This is a genomic window from Spirillospora sp. CA-294931 (assembly GCF_050946795.1).
Classification (GTDB): domain Bacteria; phylum Actinomycetota; class Actinomycetes; order Streptosporangiales; family Streptosporangiaceae; genus Spirillospora.
Genome location: NZ_CP192006.1, coordinates 8,826,906 through 8,843,535 on the forward strand (window position 1 = coordinate 8,826,906; position 16,630 = coordinate 8,843,535).

The window sequence follows — 16,630 nt, forward strand, 5'->3', positions numbered from 1 at the left end:
TATGCGGATGAGCGAGGGCGTCGAGTGGGCGGCACACTGCTGCCTCCTGCTCGACTGGCTCGACGACGGGCGCCCGGTCTCGACCGGACGGCTCGCGCTGGGCTTCGACCTGCCCCCGCCCTACCTCAACAAGCAACTCCAGGCCCTGGTGCGGGCGGGCATCGCCACGTCCACCCCGGGGGCCCGAGGCGGGTTCCGGCTCGCCCGTCCCCTCGACAAGATCACCATGATGGACGTCGTCGCCGCGATCGAAGGCCCGGAGGACGCCTTCCAGTGCACCGAGATCCGGCGGCGCGGCCCCGGCGCCGAGGCGTCCGAGGAGTCGCTGCGGCGCCCGTGCTCGGTGCACACCGCCATGCGACGGGCCGAGGTGGCCTGGCGCAAGGCCCTGTCCGAGCAGACGCTGGCCGAGGTGCAGGCCAACGCCGAGAGATCGGCGTCCGACCTGCGCGGCCAGATCCGCGCCTGGTACGCCCGCCACTGAAAACCAAAGAGCCCCACCCGGGGCACCCGCAGGCCCAGAATCTGGACACCAAACATCCAGAAAAGAAGGAGAACGTCATGGAAGCGCGCATCCCCAACCTCCCCAACCTCGTCGGCGACGGCTACAAGGCCATGTTCGCGCTGGAGGCGTTCCTGCACTCCAGCGACCTGCCGACCACGATCCTGGAGCTGGTGAAGCTGCGGGTCAGCCAGATCAACGGCTGCGGCTACTGCGTCGACATGCACGCCCACGACCTCAAGAAGGCGGGCGAGACCGACGAGCGCCTCTGGTCGGTCGCCGCCTGGCGCGAGTCCCCCTACTACACCGACGAGGAGCGCGCCGCCCTCAACCTGGCCGAGGCCGCCACCCGCATCGCCGACAACCCGCACGGCGTCCCCGACGACGTCTGGGACGAGGCCGCCGACCACTTCGACGAGAAGACCATGGGCGCGCTGATCATGGCCATCACCGCGATCAACGCCTGGAACCGCATCAACGTGACCAACCGGCAGCCCGCCGCCCTGCGCCGCGCCTGAGTCAGCGGGCCCCGTCGAGCTCCCAGTACTCGCGGGCCTCGGGAAGCGACATGGTCCGCGACCGCCAGGGCGACCGCTCGACGATGAGCGCGCTGCCCCCGTAGCAACCCTGGTTGTCGACCTCGATGCCGAGCGCGGCGAGGTAGTCGACCAGAACGGGCCGGGTGAACCGCTCGCGGATGATCCGGCGGCCGTACAGAGCGGTCTCCTCGAAGGGCTGGGGCGTCCCGATGGCGTCCCAGCTCCACCGCCCGTCGGCGGCGTGCGCCGCCAGGGCCCGCAGGCAGCCGTCCGGCCCGAGCAGCTCGAACTGGGTGGACGCGTGCCCGACCTTGGTCATCGGCTGATGCGTCGCCAGCACCCCGCGGCACCCGAGCACCTCACTGAGGTAACCGACCACCGGAGGCGGATCGCCGCCGTCGATCGGGTTGTTGAGATAGACCGTCCACCCGCCCATCTCGATCAGCAGCTCCCGCTTCCACGGCGTCTGCAACGGCTCCAAGCTCCGCAGACACCCCGGGAAGGCCCCCGCGTCCGGCGTCGTCCGGTGGGAGCGCCCGAGGCTCTTACGCCACCGGACGATCTCCTCGACCACCGTGTCGAGCGGAGCCTCAAGAAACCCCACACTCCAGCCGATCGGCGACAACGGCCCGCCGAGCAGCCAGCTCCGAGTTACCGAGCTGTGGCTCATTACCCCAGTATCTCCCGGAGATTCCACCCCTCAGCCCCACAGCCCGCTCCGCCCCCTAAAGGCATCGCCCTCGCTCCGCTCGGACAGCCCCCCTTGGGGCTCCGCCCCAAACCCCGGGTGGGGGGCTCCGCCCCCCACACCCCCCTCCACTCAAGAAGCAATACGTCACACACGTGGTAGATCTCCCTCGATCAGAAGCGCCCACACGACCTTTCCTCGCCCGCCGCTTCTCGCCGAGGGATTAACGCCCCACGATTGAACGATCAGTTCCATGAGAGCCAGGCCACGCCCCGACTCGCCCACGAAGTCGAACCCACCGACCACGGGTAGATCATCACTTTCGTCTGACACTTCCAAGACCGGCCCGGCGTCCCCTCGGAAGAAGCGGACCCCGATCGTGTCGTCCCGAGATTCCGAACCGTGCTTGAACGCGTTGGTCATCAGCTCACTCACGACGAGAGCCGCGCGATACACGGCGTCGGCCGTGAACCCCATTCGCTCACACTCGTTCTTGACGTGATCCCGCGCGTACTTGATCGATTCGGCCTCGGCCGGAAGCGACAGGAAGCCCGGCAACACATCGGACGATGATCCCATTTGGGCGATTTCGGTACCCATTTGACTGGCCTCTTCCGTTGCCTCAGATGCCTAGTCAGAGTGCTTGCGCAGGAGTACGTTGACAACCACATCCGGAACTTCCACGGAAGTAGTGGAAGTTGAGCGAGCCCTCAGGAGGAGTCATGGTGAACCGCAATCAGTCCCCCGACCCGAGGGCGAGCATGTGGGACTTCATCGCCTACTATCTGCGATTTCAGCGGTTGGAACGGGGAGAGACCGCTCGCCGACTCGGCGAGATCCTCAAGGTCGGCGATGCCTCAACTTCCAGGATTGAGAATGCCGACGGGCAGCGGCTTTCGGAGGCACAGGCGCGCCGGGTGGATGACGCATGGAACATGGGGAAGCTCTTCGAGCTGCTGGTCTACTATGCGCGCCGGGCCTCGGACCCCGACTGGTTCCGCAACCTGACCAAGTACGAGCAGACGGCCAGAGAGCTCCGGATCTTCGGTGCGTTGCACGTGCCGGGTGTGGTACAGACTGTGGAGTACGCCCGTGCGCTTCTTGAGTCCGGACGCAACCCGAACGTCGAGCGTGCTTTGAGCTCGCGTATGAAGAGACAGGAGATTCTGAGCAAGCCAAACCCCCCTGACCTGTGGATCACGGTGACCGAGAACGTCACAGACTGGCCCGTGGGTGATCGAGACGTGATGACTGATCAGCTATCCCGGCTCTTGGAGCTTGCCAAGCTCCCGCATGTGGTGTTCCGAGTGCTCCCGCGGAGTAGTGGAGCATCCGAGGCCCTGGACGGCCCTTTTCAGGTGGTGAGCACGATCGATGACGGGGTAGTGGCCTTCGTAGAAGCAGCAGTGGAAGGCCGTCTCGTCTCAGATTCGGACGACGTGAACGCCTTCAGGAACCGGTTTGATCGGATTTCCGCGAAAGCCTTTTCCGAGGATCAGTCACAGGAACTGCTTCGAGAGAAGATGGAGAAGCTTTATGGAAAGCACGACGTGGCGTAAGAGCAGCCACAGCAGCGGAGGCACCTCCGGTGAGTGCGTTGAGCTTGCCAGCCTTGGTAGTGAAGTGGGTATCAGGGACAGCAAGAATCCTGATGCGCCTCACCTGACTGTTAGTCGTGAGGGGTTGGCGCTGCTGGTCGCCGCTGTTAAGGGCGGGCAGGCCGAGCTGTAGGAGTGGCTGAGGGCCGCCCTTTGGGCGGCCCTTTTGCCATTCTGGAGTTAGGAGGCTAGTTCTAGGCGGGATAGTTCGCCTCGGGAGGCTACGCCTAGTTTGGGGTAGGCCTTGTAGAGGTGGTAGCCGACTGTGCGGGGGCTGAGGAAGAGTTGGGCGCCGATTTCGCGGTTGCTCAGGCCGGTGGCGGCCAGGCGGACCACCTGGAGTTCCTGGGGGGTGAGGACGCCCAGGGCGTCGTCTTGGTTTTCGGTGGCGACGCTTTCGCCGGTGGCGCGGAGTTCGGTGCGGGCGCGGTCGGCCCAGGGGGCGGCGCCGAAGCGTTCGAAGGCTTCCAGGGCCGAGTGGAGGTGGGGGCGGGCGTCGTTGCGGCGGCGGGCGCGGCGTAGCCACTCGCCGTAGAGGAGTTCGGTGCGGGCGCGTTCGAAGGGGTAGCCGTCGTCGCGGTGCAGGTCGACGGCGCGGGCGAAGGACGCGCCTGCTTGCTCGCCGGTCTCGGTGAGGGCCTGGCATCTGAGGGCTACGGCTTTGGCCCAGGGGCGGTTGATCTGGGTTGCCCATTCGTGGAACCAGGTGGCGGCTTCGCGGGCGCGGTCTGGGCGGCCGCAGCGGACGGCGGCCTCGACGATGTCGGGGACGCTGGCGATGGCGCCCGCGCGGTTGCTGCCGGAGACGATGCCGTCCAGCCTGGCCAGGGCGGACTCGTGGCGGCCCAGGCCGAGGTCGAGGAGGCTCAGGGCGGCGGCTGCGTGGACGCTGCTGGGTGGGACGTTCCGGGCCAGGGCCTCGGCGGTGAGTTCGGCGCAGCGTTTTTCGTCGCCTGCCATGGCGGCGAGGAGTGCCAGGACGGTCGACTGGTAGATGCGGATGCGGTGCTGGCCCGTGTCTTCGGCGATGCGCAGGCCCTCGGTGGCGAGGGTGAGGGCGTCTCGGTGGTGGCCCATCATGAGCCGGGTCCGTGAGCGCAGCATCAGGGCCAGGGAGAGGAGGCCGATCGCGCCCTGTTCGCGTGCCTCGTTCTCCAGGGCGGCGGCGATCTCGTCGGCGGACTCGGCCTCGCCGAGGAGGAGGTGCCAGAGCCCGGCGCGGGCTCGTTCGCGGGGGCCCCGGCATTGATTGATGGATTCCAGCAGTTCGCGCAGGGCCTTGGGGCCGTCGGAGACGTCTACGTCGGCAAGCGGGTTCTGGCCGGCGAAGACGCGGGACAGGGCGCGGACCAGGTGGGCGTTGGGCAGGGCGAGCCGCTCGGCTTCCTGAACGGTCCGGTCGAGGACGGCGAAGTCGCCCGCGTTGGCCGCCGCGGTCGCGGCGTGGAAGAACAGGTGCCCGGCCAGGTCGGGATGCTCGTCGGCGACCAAGGCGGCCGTGTCGGACAGCAGGCGGTACGCCTCCTTCGTGCGGTCCTGCTCGTCGGCGAGGTTCGCGCGGACCAGCGCCAGCTCGGCCCGCGCGAGCCGGTCGTCCAGCAGGCCGGCGGCCCGGTCGGCCAGGTCGACGGCCTGCTCGGGCATCCCCGCGTCGGCGTAGGCCCGCGCGGCGGCGGCCAGGCGGCGGCCGCGGCTCGCGGGGTCGGCGCTGAGCGCCGCCGCGCCCTCGTACATGGCGGCGACCGCCGCGTTCCCGCCACCGTCCCGCTCGTACTCGGCCGCTTCGGCCAGGAGGGACGCGACGTCCTCGTCCGGGCCCGTGGCGGCGCGGGCCAGGTGCCAGGCGCGATGGCAGGGGTCGCCGAACTCGTGGTACACCTCGGCCAGGGCCCGGTGGACGTCCAGCCGGCGGTTCAGCGTGGCTCCGCCGTAGACGGCGGCGCGGATCAGCGGGTGCCGGAACTCCAGTGTCCCGTCGGCGGAGCGGACCAGCCCGCGCCGCTCGGCGGGTTCGAGGTCGGAGACGTCCGCGCCGAGCCGGATCGCCGCGGGCAGGATGACGGCGAGCTGGCCCCGGTCTTCGGCCGAAGCGACCAGCAGGACCGTGCGTGAGGGCTCGGGCAGGGCCTCGACCTTCTCGGCGAAGACCTGCTGGATCTTGCTGTAGGTGGTGGACGGCCCCGGCGCGCAGAACGGCCGGATCGTGGGCAGCTCCAGCAGCGCCAGGGGGTTGCCCATCGCCTCGGCGAGGATCTCCTTGCGGACGTGGGGAGGCAGTTCGGCCGCGCTGACGTCGAGCAGGTCGGTGGCGGCGGCGTCCTCCAGCGGGCCCAGCCGCAGCTCGGGCAGGCCGGACGCCGCGAATTCGGGGGCGTCGGAGTCGCGCACCGCCAGCAGCACCGCGATCGGCTCGGCCTCCAGGCGCCGGACGGCGAACAGCAGCGCCTCGGCGGAGGCGTGGTCGAGCCAGTGCGCGTCGTCGACCAGGCAGAGCAGCGGACGCTCCTCGGCCAGGTCGGCCAGCAGCGTGAGCAGGGCCAGCCCGACCAGGAAACGGTCGCCGCCGGACTGCTCGCGGTCGGCCATGGTGAAGGCGGCGCGCAGGGCGCACGCCTGGGTCGCGGGCAGCGCGTCGATGCGGTCGAGGTGACCGCGCAGGAGCAGGTGCAGGCCCGCGTAGGGCATCGCGCTCTCGAACTCGATGCCGGTGCCGCGCAGGACCTTCAGGTCGGCGGCGCTGTCGGCGGCGTGCGAGAGAAGGGCCGACTTGCCGATTCCCGCCTCGCCCCGCAGCACCAGCGCTCCGCTGCGGCCGTCGCGCGCCCGTGAGATCAGCCGGTCGATCGTGGCCCGTTCCTCGTCCCGCCCGTACAACCGCATGCGGCCAACTTTACGTTCTGGGTGACCCTCTTCCTTCCCCTATGGACCGGTGCACCTGACCGGGCGGAAACCTTCCACAGCGCGGGCACCTGGGTTACTGTCCTTCATAGACGGGTTGTGCGCACAACGTTCGTCCCTGCCCCGGGCCAGGGCACACCCGCCCCCCTCGCCCTCGGTCCGGAGCGTTCGCGCCCGGCGACACCGGTGCCAGGGGCGCGAACACGCCGGGCCCCGTCGTCATCCCCCCCGACGACGGGGCTCGGTCCTTTTCGAATGCCGGACGCCGGGTACACCCGGGCCCGGGAGGAATCATGGAGCATGGTCGAGAGCCGGTGAGCGACCCTCGTGACGACGAGGAGCCCGACTTCGCCGAGGAGCACACCCCCGGCGCGTCCGACCCGCCGAACGCCGAGGCCGACGCGCCAGGCGGCGAGGACGAGGGGTACAGCCCGCAGACCGAGGTGCCCTGACCGGGGGCCGCGCGCCCGCGCGGCCCCCGTCGCCGGGTGCGTCAGGCCGGGATCGAGGCGGTGTCGCGGGTCCAGTGGCGGTGGGCGGCGATCGCCGTGGTCAGGGTCTCGGTGAAGTCACCGGCCGGACGGGTTCCGGTGACGACCCCCTCGGCGTTGGCGGGAAGCCCGGCCCGTTCCAGGAGCCCGGCGCCCGCGCCGAGCGCGCCGATCGCCTTGCAGTGCTTGAACGCCTCGGCCACGAAGTGCACGGCGTCGCCGTCCGACGTCAGAGCGTGGACGCTGTCGTCCCCGCCCGGGATCAGGACGGCGTCGTAGAGCACCGAGGCGACGGTCGGCAGGGCGCGGGTGACGTCGACCTGGCCGCCGTTCGCGGCGCGGATCGCGCCGTCCTTGGCGGCCAGCACCTCGCAGGTCGCGCCCGCGTCGATCAGCGCCTCGCTCACCGCGGCGATGTCGCCCGAGTCGACGCCGTCGGCGGCCAGGATCGCGACCTTGCGCGCCTTGAGCGTCCCGGCCCGCCCGTTGGCCTGGCTGAGCGCGGGTGAGCTGCGGCCGTGGTTGGTCACGGCGGCCGCCTTGGGCGGCTCGACGCCGATGCCCTCGGCGACCCGGACGGCCAGGTCGTGGTCGACGTGCGTCAGATGGGCGACGACGCCCTCGCGGATCTCCTTCCGGGTGACCTTGCCGAGCTCGAAGCGGAAGGCGGCCACGATGTGGTCCTTCTCCCAGGCGGCCATGCTGTTCCAGAACAGCGTCGCCTGGCCGTAGTGGTTCTCGAAGGTCTCGCTGCGCTTGCGGATCTTCTCGCCGTCCACCCGCTCCCTGAAGTGGGTGAACGCGCCCTCGCCCGCCAGCGCCGGGCAGCCGCCCGAGATCGAGTTCTTGTGGTAGCTCGTCTCGCCCTGGTGGACGTTCATCTGGTGGAAGCCGTCGCGGTGATGGTTGCGCACCTCGGCGACGGGCTGGTTGACCGGGAGCTGCGGGAAGTTGGGCCCGCCCAGGCGCAGCAGCTGGGTGTCCAGGTAGGAGAACAGCCTGGCCTGGAGCAGCGGGTCGTCGGTGATGTCGATGCCGGGGACGAGGTTGGCGATGTGGAAGGCCACCTGCTCGGTCTCGGCGAAGAAGTTGTCCGGGTTGCGGTCGAGCACGAGCTTGCCCACGGGCACGACCGGAACGTCCTCCTCGGGCAGCAGCTTGGTCGGGTCGAGCAGGTCGAAGCCGTGCTCCAGCACCTCGTCCTCGGGCACGAACTGGAGGCCCAGCTCGTATTCGGGGAAGTCGCCGGCCTCGATCGAGTCCCACAGGTCGCGGCGGTTGAAGTCGGGGTCCTTCCCGGCGATCTTCTGGGTCTCGTCCCAGTCGAGGGAGTGCACGCCCAGCAGCGGCTTCCAGTGGAACTTCACCAGCGTCGCGCGGCCCTGGGCGTCGATCAGCCGGAACGTGTGGACGCCGAAGCCCTCCATCATCGCGTAGCTGCGCGGCAGGGCCCGGTCCGACATCAGCCACATCATCATGTGGGTCGTCTCGGGCTGGAGGCGCACGAAGTCCCAGAGGGTGTCGTGCGCGGACGCCGCCTGCGGGATCTCGTTGTGCGGCTCCGGCTTCACCGCGTGGACGAAGTCGGGGAACTTGATCCCGTCCTGGATGAAGAACACCGGCATGTTGTTGCCGACGAGGTCGAAGTTGCCCTGGCGCGTGTAGAACTTGGTCGCGAAGCCCCGGACGTCCCGGACGGTGTCGGCCGAGCCGCGCGACCCGGCGACGGTGGAGAACCGCACGAACACCGGCGTCCGCGCGGACGGGTCGGTGAGGAAGTCGGCGGTGGTGTACTCGGTCAGCGGCCGGTAGACCTGGAAGTGGCCGTAGGCCCCGGCTCCGCGCGCGTGGACGACCCGCTCGGGAATCCGCTCGTGGTCGAAATGGGTAATTTTCTCCCGAAGATGGAAGTCGTCCATCAGCGAGGGCCCGCGCACGCCCGCGCTGAGCGAGTTGTCGGTGTCGTCCACGCGGACGCCCTGGTCGGTGGTCAGCTCGCCCTCCGGCGCGACCCTGTACTGGTCGAGCCGGCGCTGCTTGTCGTCGTCGTGCCTGGTCATTCGGCCGCCCCCAGCCGTTCGGGTTCAGGATCCGAGGAGCCTGGTACCCGGCAGATCGCCACCTATTCCGGTGACAGCTCCTCGACGATCCGGGCGGCCGGGGCCGTGGACGCGAGCCGGAACGACTCCCCCGCCCACAGGCTGGTGGTCTCCGCGTCGCCCTGGGCGGCGGCGGCCTTGCGGATGGGGGACGTCACGTGGTGGACGTCGGGGTAGGCGGCCGGGGCGTGCGGCGAGTTCTCGGCCTGGAAGCGGTTGACCAGCCCCCGGGCGGGACGTCCGCTGAAGGCCCTGGTCATCTCCGTCCGGGTGAAGCGGGGGTCGGCCAGCGCGGCCTTGTGCACCGGGTTGGCGCCGCTTTCGGGGCAGCGCAGGAAGGCGGTGCCGAACTGGCCCGCGACGGCGCCCAGCGCCAGCACCTCGGCCAGGTGCGCGGCCGTGGCCAGGCCCCCGGCGGCGATCAGCGGCCGCTCGCTGACCGCGCGGACGGCGGTCAGCAGCTCGCGCAGCGGGACGCCGCCGTCCAGGGTGTTGGTGAAGGACCCTCGGTGCGCGCCCGCCTCCTTGCCCTGGACGCACAGCACGTCGGCGGCGCCCGACGCGCTGGCCTCGTCGGCGGTCGTCACCGTGACGATCGTCAGCGTGCCCCGCTCACGGAAGGCCCGCAGGACCTCGGCGCTCGGAAGGCCGAAGGTGAAGCTGACGGCCTCGGGCGGGTCGGCCAGCAGGTCGGCGATCTTGGCGTCGTAGTCGTCGTCCCTCGGGCCGGGCACGCCGGGCTCGACGCCGAGCCGCGCGGCGTCGGCGGCGACCCGGTCCCGGTAGGCGGCCACGGCCCCGGTGTCGACCGGATCGAGCGAGGGCAGGAACAGGTTGACGCCGAACGGCCGCGAGGTCGCCGCGCGGGTGCGCTCGATCTCTTCGCGCATCCCGGCGGCGGGCTTGTAGCCCGCCGCGAGGAAGCCCAGTCCGCCCGCGTCCGAGACGGCCGCGACCAGGGCGGGCGTGGACGCCCCGCCCGCCATGGGCGCCAGGATCACCGGACGGGCGAGCGCCCCCAACGCGTCAACGTTCATGATCCCAACGTACGCGGCAGCAGGACCGGCTTGACGACCGCGCCCGAGAGCGCGTCGGCCTCGGCCCGGTCGATCTCGGCCAGCGGGTAGGTGCGCACGAGCCGGTCGAACGGGAAGCGGTCCTGCTTCCAGAGCTCGACCAGGCGCGGGATGAACAGCTGCGGCACCACGTCGCCCTCGATGATCCCCCGGACCGTCCGGCCCATCAGCATGAGCCTCGGGTCGAGCCGGTACTCCTCGCGGCCGACGCCCAGCAGGCCGCACACCCCGCTGGGACGCAGGGACGCCACCGCGTCCGCGACCACCGACGGGACGGCGGTCGTGTCGAGCGCGTACTGGACGCCCTCCGGCCCGGCGATGTCGCGGATCCGGGCGGGAAGGTCGCCCTCGGCGGCGTCCAGCGCGTGGGTGGCGCCGAGCTCGCGGGCCAGGTCGAGCCGGTTGGCGTGCAGGTCGACGGCCACGATCGTCGTCGCGCCCGCGATCCGCGCGGCCATCACCGCGGCCAGCCCGACCGCGCCGGCGCCGAAGACCGCGATGCCGTCGCCCGCCGCCACGCCCAGCGCCACCAGCACCGAGCCCGCGCCGGTCTGCATCCCGCACCCCAGCGGGCCCAGCAGCCGCAGCGGGGCCTCGGGGTCGACCTTCACCGCGTTGCGGACGGTCGCGAGCGCGTGGGTGGCGAACGACGACTGGCCGAACCAGCGCGTGTGCACGGGCGCGCCGTCCCGGTCGGTCGCGCGGACGAGGCCGTCGGTGGCGGCCGCGGCCATGTTCCGTGCGGACATCTGCGCGCAGTAGCCCGGCAGCGCGGAGCGGCAGTTGGCGCACGTCCCGCACGACTCGAACGACAGGACGACGTGGTCGCCCGTTCGAAACCCGTCAGTGCCGGGCCCGACGGCCTCGACCACGCCCGAGCCCTCGTGACCGAGCACGACCGGCTTGGGGATCGGGTCGCCGGGAACGCGGCCGAGCAGGTCGGTGTGGCACATCCCGGCCCCGGCGATCCGCACCAGCAGCTCGCCGGGGCCGGGGTCGTCCAGGTCGAGCGGCTCGATCGAGTACGGGGCATCGTGGGCCCGCAGCACCGCGGCCTCGACGCGCACGCTCAGCTCTTCAGGGTGTAGCGGACCGGCAGGCGCTTGAGCCCGCCGACGAACGTGGTGGCGACGTTCTCGGGCTCCCCGGCCAGCTCGATCTCCCCCAGCCGGGGCAGCAGCTCCTCGAAGAAGGCCCGGACCTCGATGCGCGCCAGGGCGGCGCCAAGGCAGTAGTGGACGCCGAACCCGAAGGCCAGGTGCTTGTTGGGGTCGCGGCCGACGTCGAAGGCGAACGGGTCGGTGAAGACGTCCTCGTCCCGGTTGGCCGACGGGTAGGACAGCACCAGGCTCTCGCCCGCGCGGATGGTCGTCCCGTTCAGCTCGTAGTCCTCGGTGGCGGTGCGCATGAACTGCTTGACGGGCGTGACCCAGCGGATCATCTCGTCCACGGCCGGCGGCATCAGTGCGGGCTCGGCGCGGAGCCGGTCGAGCTGGGCGGGGTGGTCGATCAGCGCCTGGAGACCGCCGGAGATCGTCGAGCTGGTGGTGTCGTGCCCGGCGGTGGCGACGATCGTGTAGTAGGACGCGGTGTCGAAGTCGTTGAGCGGCTCGCCGTCGATCGTCGCGTTGGCGATCGCCGAGGCCAGGTCGTCGGTCGGGTGCTCGCGCCGCGCGGCCGTGACGCCCTGGAAGTAGGCGAAGAATTCCATCAGGATCTCGATCATTTCCTCGGGCGTGGACCCGCGCCGCCGCTCGGTGTCGGCGCCGCCGAACAGCTCCTGGGTCAGCTTCAGCATCCGGCCGAAGTCGGCCTCGGGCAGCCCGAGCAGCGAAAGGATCACATACAGCGGGTAGTGCACGGCCACCTGCTGGACGAAGTCGCACTCGCCGCCGAGGCCGGCCATCCGGTCCACGTAGCGCTTGGCCAGCTCGCGGACGCGGGGCTCCAGCGCCCGCATCGCGCGCGGCCGGAACCAGTCGGCGCCGATCGCCCTGATCACGCGGTGGTCGGGGTCGTCCATGTGCACCAGAGTGCGCAGCCCGACGCCCTGCTCCATGCGCGCCTTGTTCACGGCGTCCTGGGCGGCCGTGGCCAGCACCGGCCGGGGCGCGTTCAGGAAGCGGGTGTGCTCGCGCTCGATCTCCATGACGTCGGCGTGCCGGGTGACCGCCCAGAAGGGGTTGTAGCCGTCGGCCTCGATCCAGTGGACCGGCGACTCGCGGCGGAGCAGCGCCAGCGCCTCGTGCAGGCGCGCGTCGTCGCGGTAGGCGTCGGGGTCGGCGAGCGTCCTGCCCGCCTCGTCGAGGGTCAGGCTCACGGGGGCTCCTTCGTCGTGACGGCCACGGGGGCGGATGACCGGGTTGGTAAATCCAACTCAGTCGAGTCTAGACGTCGAACATTGTCCTTCCCCGACCCCCCTCCCCGACGCCCGGACACGATCCGCGTCCCCCGCCACGAACCGGATTCGAGGCGCGTCTTGGGGCGAACGTTCCTTTATCGTGATCATCCAGGGCTCGTGTCCCGGCCCGAACCGGGGAAGGACTCCTCCGTTGATCAGCAATGAGGCAGGTCGCGAGGAGGGTGTGTGCGATGGCCGTGGCTCCCAGGGCGGTGCGGGGGATGCTTCGCCGCAAACCGATCGAGCAGATCGACGACGACACCGGGCACTCCGGCGGGCTGACCCGCACGCTGGGCCTGTGGCAGCTGACCGCGATCGGCGTCGGCGGCATCATCGGGGCGGGGATCTTCTCCCTGGCCGGGGCCGTCGCCAACGAGAAGGCCGGCCCGGGGGTGCTCATCTCGTTCATCGTCGCGGGCATCGCCAGCGCGGCGGCGGCGTTCTCCTACGCCGAGTTCGCGGGGCTGATCCCGAGGGCGGGGTCGGCCTACACCTACGGGTACGCCGTCCTCGGCGAGTTCGCCGGCTGGGCGATCGGGTGGGACCTGCTGCTGGAGTACACCGCGATCGTGGCGGTGGTCGCGATCGGCATCTCCGGCTACTTCAACGATCTCCTCGGCTTCATGGACGTCGACCTGCCGCTGTGGATGCTGGGCGCCCCGGGAACCGAGCCCAAGGGCGTCGCCGACGGCAGCTACAAGGTCAACCTGTTCGCGGTGCTGCTCTGCCTGCTGATCGCCTACGTCCTCAACCTGGGCATGAAGAACGCCGCCCGGTTCGAGACCGCGCTGGTGTACCTGAAGGTCGGCATCGTCGCGCTGGTCATCGTCGTCGGCGTCTTCAAGATCGACGCCGGCAACTACGACCCGTTCCTGCCCTTCGGGCTCGACGGGGCGTTCACCGGCGCCGCCACGGTGTTCTTCGCGGTCTTCGGCTACGACGCGATGAGCACCGCCGCCGAGGAGTCCAAGGACGCCACCCGGCACATGCCCAGGGCGATCATGTACTCGCTGGCGATCTCGATGGTGCTGTACGTGATGGCGTGCCTGGTGCTGACCGGCATGGTGAACTACAAGGACATCGACTCCGAGGCCGCGTTCTCCTCGGCCTTCGAGTCGGTGGGCCTGAAGTACGTCGGCATGGTGATCGCCGTCGGCGCGATCCTCGGCGTGCTGACCGTGCTGTTCACCTTCATGATGGGCGCGGCCCGGGTCTGGTTCTCGATGAGCCGCGACGGCCTGCTGCCGGGCTGGTTCGCCAAGACCCACCCGACCCGCCACGTCCCGACCCGCATCACCTGGATCCTCGGCGTGGGCTCGGCGCTGATCGCCGGACTGCTGCCGATCAACGAGGCCGCCGAGCTGACCAACATCGGCATCCTGCTGGCCTTCATCATCGTCTGCATCGCGGTCATCGTGCTCCGCTACCGGCAGCCCGACCTGCCCCGCCAGTTCAAGACCCCGTGGATGCCGTTCACCCCGATCATCGGCGTGGTCTTCTCGATCTGGCTGATCACGTTCCTGACGGCCGAGACCTGGATGCGGTTCGGGGTCTGGTTCCTGCTCGGCTGCGTCATCTACTTCGTCTACAGCCGCCGCCACTCCCTGCTGAACACCTCGTCGGGAGGCAAGGAGCTGAAGTAGAACGAACCGTGCGGCGAAGACCCGGGCGGCCGGGCCTTCGCCGCACGGCTCAGAACGCGACGACTTGGCGGACGGCCTCGCCCGTGCGCAGCCGGTCGAAGCCCTCGTTGATCTCGTCCAGGCCCAGCCGGTGCGAGAGCAGGCCCTCGACGGGCAGCGCGCCCGCCCGGTACAGGCCGATGAAGCGCGGGATGTCGCGCCGGGGCACCGAGGAGCCGAGGTAGCTGCCGCGCAGCGTCCTCTCCTCGGCGACCAGGCTCAGCGCGGGCAGCGTCAGCGGTTCGCCCGGCGCGGGCAGGCCGACCGTGACGGTCGTCCCGCCGGCCCTGGTCGCCGCGTACGCCTGCTCCAGGACGGCCACCACCCCGGTGGTGTCGATGACCTTCTCGGCCCCGCCCAGGGTCAGGTCGCGGACGGCCTCCACGGCGTCCGGCCCGCCCTCCACCACGTGCGTGGCGCCCATCCGCAGCGCGAGGTCGCGCTTGTGCGCCACCACGTCGACCGCCACAGTGGTCGCTCCGGCGGCCTTGGCGGCCAGCAGCGCGGCCAGGCCGACGCCGCCGAGCCCGAAGACCGCCACCGAGTCCCCCGGGGTCACGGCCGCGCTGTAGAGCACGGCGCCCGCGCCGGTGAGGACGGCGCAGCCGAACAGCGCCGCGATCTCGTACGGAAGCTCGGGATCGATCTTCACCGCCGAGCGCGCCGACACCACGGTGTACTCCGAGAAGGCCGAGACGCCCAGGTGGTGGTGGGGACGCGAACCGTCCTCGGCCGCGAAGCGCATGCCGCCGCCGAGCAGCGTCCCGGCCCCGTTGGCCAGCGCGCCCGGGCCGCAGAGCGCGGGACGTCCGCCCACGCAGCGCTCGCAGTGCCCGCAGGCCGGGACGAACGCCATCACCACGTGGTCGCCGGGCGCGAACTCGGTGCCCTCGCCCGTCTCGACGACCTCGCCCGCCGCCTCGTGCCCGAGCGCCATCGGCAGCGGACGCAGACGTGAGCCGTTGATGACCGAGAGGTCGGAGTGGCACAGACCGGCGGCGCCGACCTTGATCAGAAGCTCTCCCGGGCCGGGCGGGTCGAGGTCCAGGGTCGCGACCTCCAGCGGCCTGGACGCGGCGTACGGCGCGTCCCTGCCCGACTCGACCAGCACGGCCGCGCGCGTCCGCATGCTCATTCGGCCTCTCCCGTGACGAGCGCCTTCATCTCGGCCCTGACGGGCTCGGGGATCTCGATCGGACGGCGCGTCTCACGCCCCACGAACACGTGGACGAAATGGCCCTCGGCGACCAGCGTGCCGTCCTGCCTGACCATCCCGATCTCCCAGCGGACGCTGGAGCGGCCGAGCCTGCCGATCCGCATGCCCATCCGGATCGTCTCGGGAAAGGCGACCTCGGCCTTGTAGGCGCAGTGCGACTCCACGCACAGCGCGATGGGCCCGTCGCCGAGCGGGTCGAAGCCCGCCGTCCTGATCATCCACTCGTTGATCACTGTGTCCATCAGCGAGTAGTGGACGACGTTGTTGACGTGCCCGTACACGTCGTTGTCCTTCCACCGCGTCTGGACCGACTCCCAGTGCACGTAGTCGCCGCTCATGCGGACAACCCTACGCGCGGGTAACCCGCGTCCGGGCGGCGGGGAAAGGGCACGGCGCCCACCAGGCCGCAAGGGAAAGGTTCTGAGCACGATCCCGGCCTGGTGGACGCCGTGGTTCTGGGGGGCGCCCCGGCTAGCGCGCCGCGCGCGCGCCGTCGAAGCGGGTCTTGACGTCGTCCCAGTCGACCAAGGACCAGAGCTTCTGGACGTAGTCGGGACGCACGTTGCGGTACTGGAGGTAGTAGGCGTGCTCCCAGGCGTCGAACACCAGCAGCGGGGTGCTGTTCATGCCGACGTTGCCATGGTGGTCGTAGACCTGCTCGACGACCAGGCGCCCGCCCAGCGGCTCCCACGCCAGCACACCCCAGCCGGACCCCTGGACCAGGGTGGTGGCGCTGGACAACTGCTTCTGGAAAGCCTCGAACGAGCCGAAGTGCTCGTCGATCGCGGCGGCCAGCTCGCCGTCGGGACGGTCGCCGCCGTCCGGGGAGAGGTTGTCCCAGAAGATCGAGTGCAGCACATGGCCGGAAAGGTTGAACGCGAAGGTCTTCTCCAGGCCGACCAGCCCGCCGAACTGCTCCTTGTCGCGCGCCTCGGCCAGGCGCTCAAGGGTGTCGTTGGCGCCCTTCACATAGGCGGCGTGGTGCTTGGAGTGGTGCAGCTCCAGGATCTCACCGGTGATCGCCGGCTCCAGCGCCGCGTAGTCGTAAGGGAGGTCGGGAAGCGTGTAGTTCGACATGCGGCCACTATTGCAAACAAGTCGCAGTTACGTCGAAAGCGCAATAGCCTGGCGTGCCGCCGTGCCGAACGGTTTCCGGGCAGCGCGAAAGCCATCCCCGCCGGAGCGGGGATGGCGGGGGTCACCGCGTGGGTCAGTGGGGTCGGCGGTTACGGAACTTGGCGAACAGGCTGCGGGCCTTGGCCTTGTTGCGCGGGTCGCGCGCGATCTGCTGGGCCCTGGCCCGGGCCTGCCGTCCCTGCGGACTGCGGGCGAACGCCTTGATCCGATCGACGAGCGAAGCCATGTCTCCTCCTTGGGCCGCGCCGTGGTGGCGAGGCCCTACCGGGGACAACGAACATCCCGGCCACAAAGTTTGCGGGC

At 70.5% G+C, this 16,630-nt stretch carries 17 protein-coding genes; 6 read left to right on the top strand and 11 right to left on the bottom strand.

Translation table 11 applies throughout. The features are described from left to right. Position 1: 1 nt before the first annotated feature. Positions 2–484: an RrF2 family transcriptional regulator gene (locus tag ACQPY4_RS40125; protein ID WP_433330354.1), complete on the top strand. Its 483-nt coding sequence runs from the start codon at positions 2–4 to the stop codon at positions 482–484. A gap of 77 nt (positions 485–561) precedes the next feature. Further along, complete coding sequence (locus tag ACQPY4_RS40130; protein WP_433330356.1) at positions 562–1,020, top strand: carboxymuconolactone decarboxylase family protein; 459 nt, start codon at positions 562–564, stop codon at positions 1,018–1,020. A 1-nt stretch (position 1,021) separates the two neighbouring features. Here ACQPY4_RS40130 and ACQPY4_RS40135 read toward each other — a convergent pair whose 3' ends face one another. Both ACQPY4_RS40135 and ACQPY4_RS40140 read right to left on the bottom strand, forming a co-directional pair. Then, on the bottom strand, positions 1,022–1,711 hold the full coding sequence (locus ACQPY4_RS40135) for a hypothetical protein (RefSeq protein ID WP_433330358.1): 690 nt from the start codon (positions 1,709–1,711) through the stop codon (positions 1,022–1,024). A gap of 165 nt (positions 1,712–1,876) precedes the next feature. Further along, complete coding sequence (locus ACQPY4_RS40140) at positions 1,877–2,329, bottom strand: ATP-binding protein (RefSeq protein WP_433330360.1); 453 nt, start codon at positions 2,327–2,329, stop codon at positions 1,877–1,879. 122 nt (positions 2,330–2,451) lie between these two features. Here ACQPY4_RS40140 and ACQPY4_RS40145 point away from each other — a divergent pair, with 122 nt between their 5' ends. After that, positions 2,452–3,288, top strand: coding sequence for a DUF5753 domain-containing protein (locus ACQPY4_RS40145; RefSeq protein ID WP_433330362.1), 837 nt, complete (start codon positions 2,452–2,454; stop codon positions 3,286–3,288). Further along, the gene (locus ACQPY4_RS40150; RefSeq protein WP_433330364.1) at positions 3,266–3,460 is read left to right on the top strand and encodes a DUF397 domain-containing protein; all 195 of its coding nucleotides are present in this window, start codon (positions 3,266–3,268) and stop codon (positions 3,458–3,460) included. Before ACQPY4_RS40145 ends, ACQPY4_RS40150 begins: the two co-directional genes overlap by 23 nt. Positions 3,461–3,507: 47 nt before the next feature. Here ACQPY4_RS40150 and ACQPY4_RS40155 read toward each other — a convergent pair whose 3' ends face one another. Beyond that, positions 3,508–6,207, bottom strand: a complete 2,700-nt coding sequence (locus ACQPY4_RS40155; protein WP_433330366.1) for a helix-turn-helix transcriptional regulator — start codon at positions 6,205–6,207, stop codon at positions 3,508–3,510. A 311-nt stretch (positions 6,208–6,518) separates the two neighbouring features. Between ACQPY4_RS40155 and ACQPY4_RS40160 the strand changes: the two genes are divergently transcribed. Continuing rightward, the gene (locus tag ACQPY4_RS40160; protein WP_433330368.1) at positions 6,519–6,677 is read left to right on the top strand and encodes a hypothetical protein; all 159 of its coding nucleotides are present in this window, start codon (positions 6,519–6,521) and stop codon (positions 6,675–6,677) included. A 41-nt stretch (positions 6,678–6,718) separates the two neighbouring features. Here ACQPY4_RS40160 and ACQPY4_RS40165 read toward each other — a convergent pair whose 3' ends face one another. The 4 genes from ACQPY4_RS40165 to ACQPY4_RS40180 form a co-directional block, all read right to left on the bottom strand. Next, on the bottom strand, positions 6,719–8,776 hold the full coding sequence (locus ACQPY4_RS40165; protein WP_433330370.1) for a catalase: 2,058 nt from the start codon (positions 8,774–8,776) through the stop codon (positions 6,719–6,721). A 62-nt stretch (positions 8,777–8,838) separates the two neighbouring features. After that, positions 8,839–9,852: a nitronate monooxygenase gene (locus ACQPY4_RS40170; RefSeq protein WP_433330372.1), complete on the bottom strand. Its 1,014-nt coding sequence runs from the start codon at positions 9,850–9,852 to the stop codon at positions 8,839–8,841. Further along, positions 9,849–10,958, bottom strand: a complete 1,110-nt coding sequence (locus tag ACQPY4_RS40175) for an NAD(P)-dependent alcohol dehydrogenase (protein WP_433330374.1) — start codon at positions 10,956–10,958, stop codon at positions 9,849–9,851. Before ACQPY4_RS40175 ends, ACQPY4_RS40170 begins: the two co-directional genes overlap by 4 nt. Before the next feature lie 2 nt (positions 10,959–10,960). After that, positions 10,961–12,211, bottom strand: a complete 1,251-nt coding sequence (locus ACQPY4_RS40180; RefSeq protein ID WP_433330376.1) for a cytochrome P450 — start codon at positions 12,209–12,211, stop codon at positions 10,961–10,963. A gap of 272 nt (positions 12,212–12,483) precedes the next feature. On the opposite strand from ACQPY4_RS40180, the gene ACQPY4_RS40185 reads away from it, so the two are divergent. Beyond that, positions 12,484–13,935 carry an amino acid permease gene (locus ACQPY4_RS40185; protein WP_433330378.1) on the top strand — a complete coding sequence of 484 codons (1,452 nt, stop codon included), beginning with the start codon at positions 12,484–12,486 and terminating at the stop codon, positions 13,933–13,935. Between the two features lie 49 nt (positions 13,936–13,984). Here ACQPY4_RS40185 and ACQPY4_RS40190 read toward each other — a convergent pair whose 3' ends face one another. From ACQPY4_RS40190 to ACQPY4_RS40205, 4 genes are all read right to left on the bottom strand, one after another. After that, complete coding sequence (locus tag ACQPY4_RS40190; RefSeq protein ID WP_433330380.1) at positions 13,985–15,109, bottom strand: zinc-binding dehydrogenase; 1,125 nt, start codon at positions 15,107–15,109, stop codon at positions 13,985–13,987. Further along, a complete protein-coding gene (locus ACQPY4_RS40195) occupies positions 15,106–15,528 on the bottom strand; it encodes an acyl-CoA thioesterase (RefSeq protein ID WP_433330382.1) in 423 nt (140 codons plus the stop codon). The genes ACQPY4_RS40190 and ACQPY4_RS40195 overlap by 4 nt, the downstream gene beginning before the upstream one ends. Before the next feature lie 133 nt (positions 15,529–15,661). Next, positions 15,662–16,267 carry a superoxide dismutase gene (locus tag ACQPY4_RS40200; RefSeq protein WP_433330384.1) on the bottom strand — a complete coding sequence of 202 codons (606 nt, stop codon included), beginning with the start codon at positions 16,265–16,267 and terminating at the stop codon, positions 15,662–15,664. 133 nt (positions 16,268–16,400) lie between these two features. Further along, positions 16,401–16,553 carry a hypothetical protein gene (locus tag ACQPY4_RS40205; RefSeq protein WP_433330386.1) on the bottom strand — a complete coding sequence of 51 codons (153 nt, stop codon included), beginning with the start codon at positions 16,551–16,553 and terminating at the stop codon, positions 16,401–16,403. Positions 16,554–16,630 lie beyond the last annotated feature (77 nt).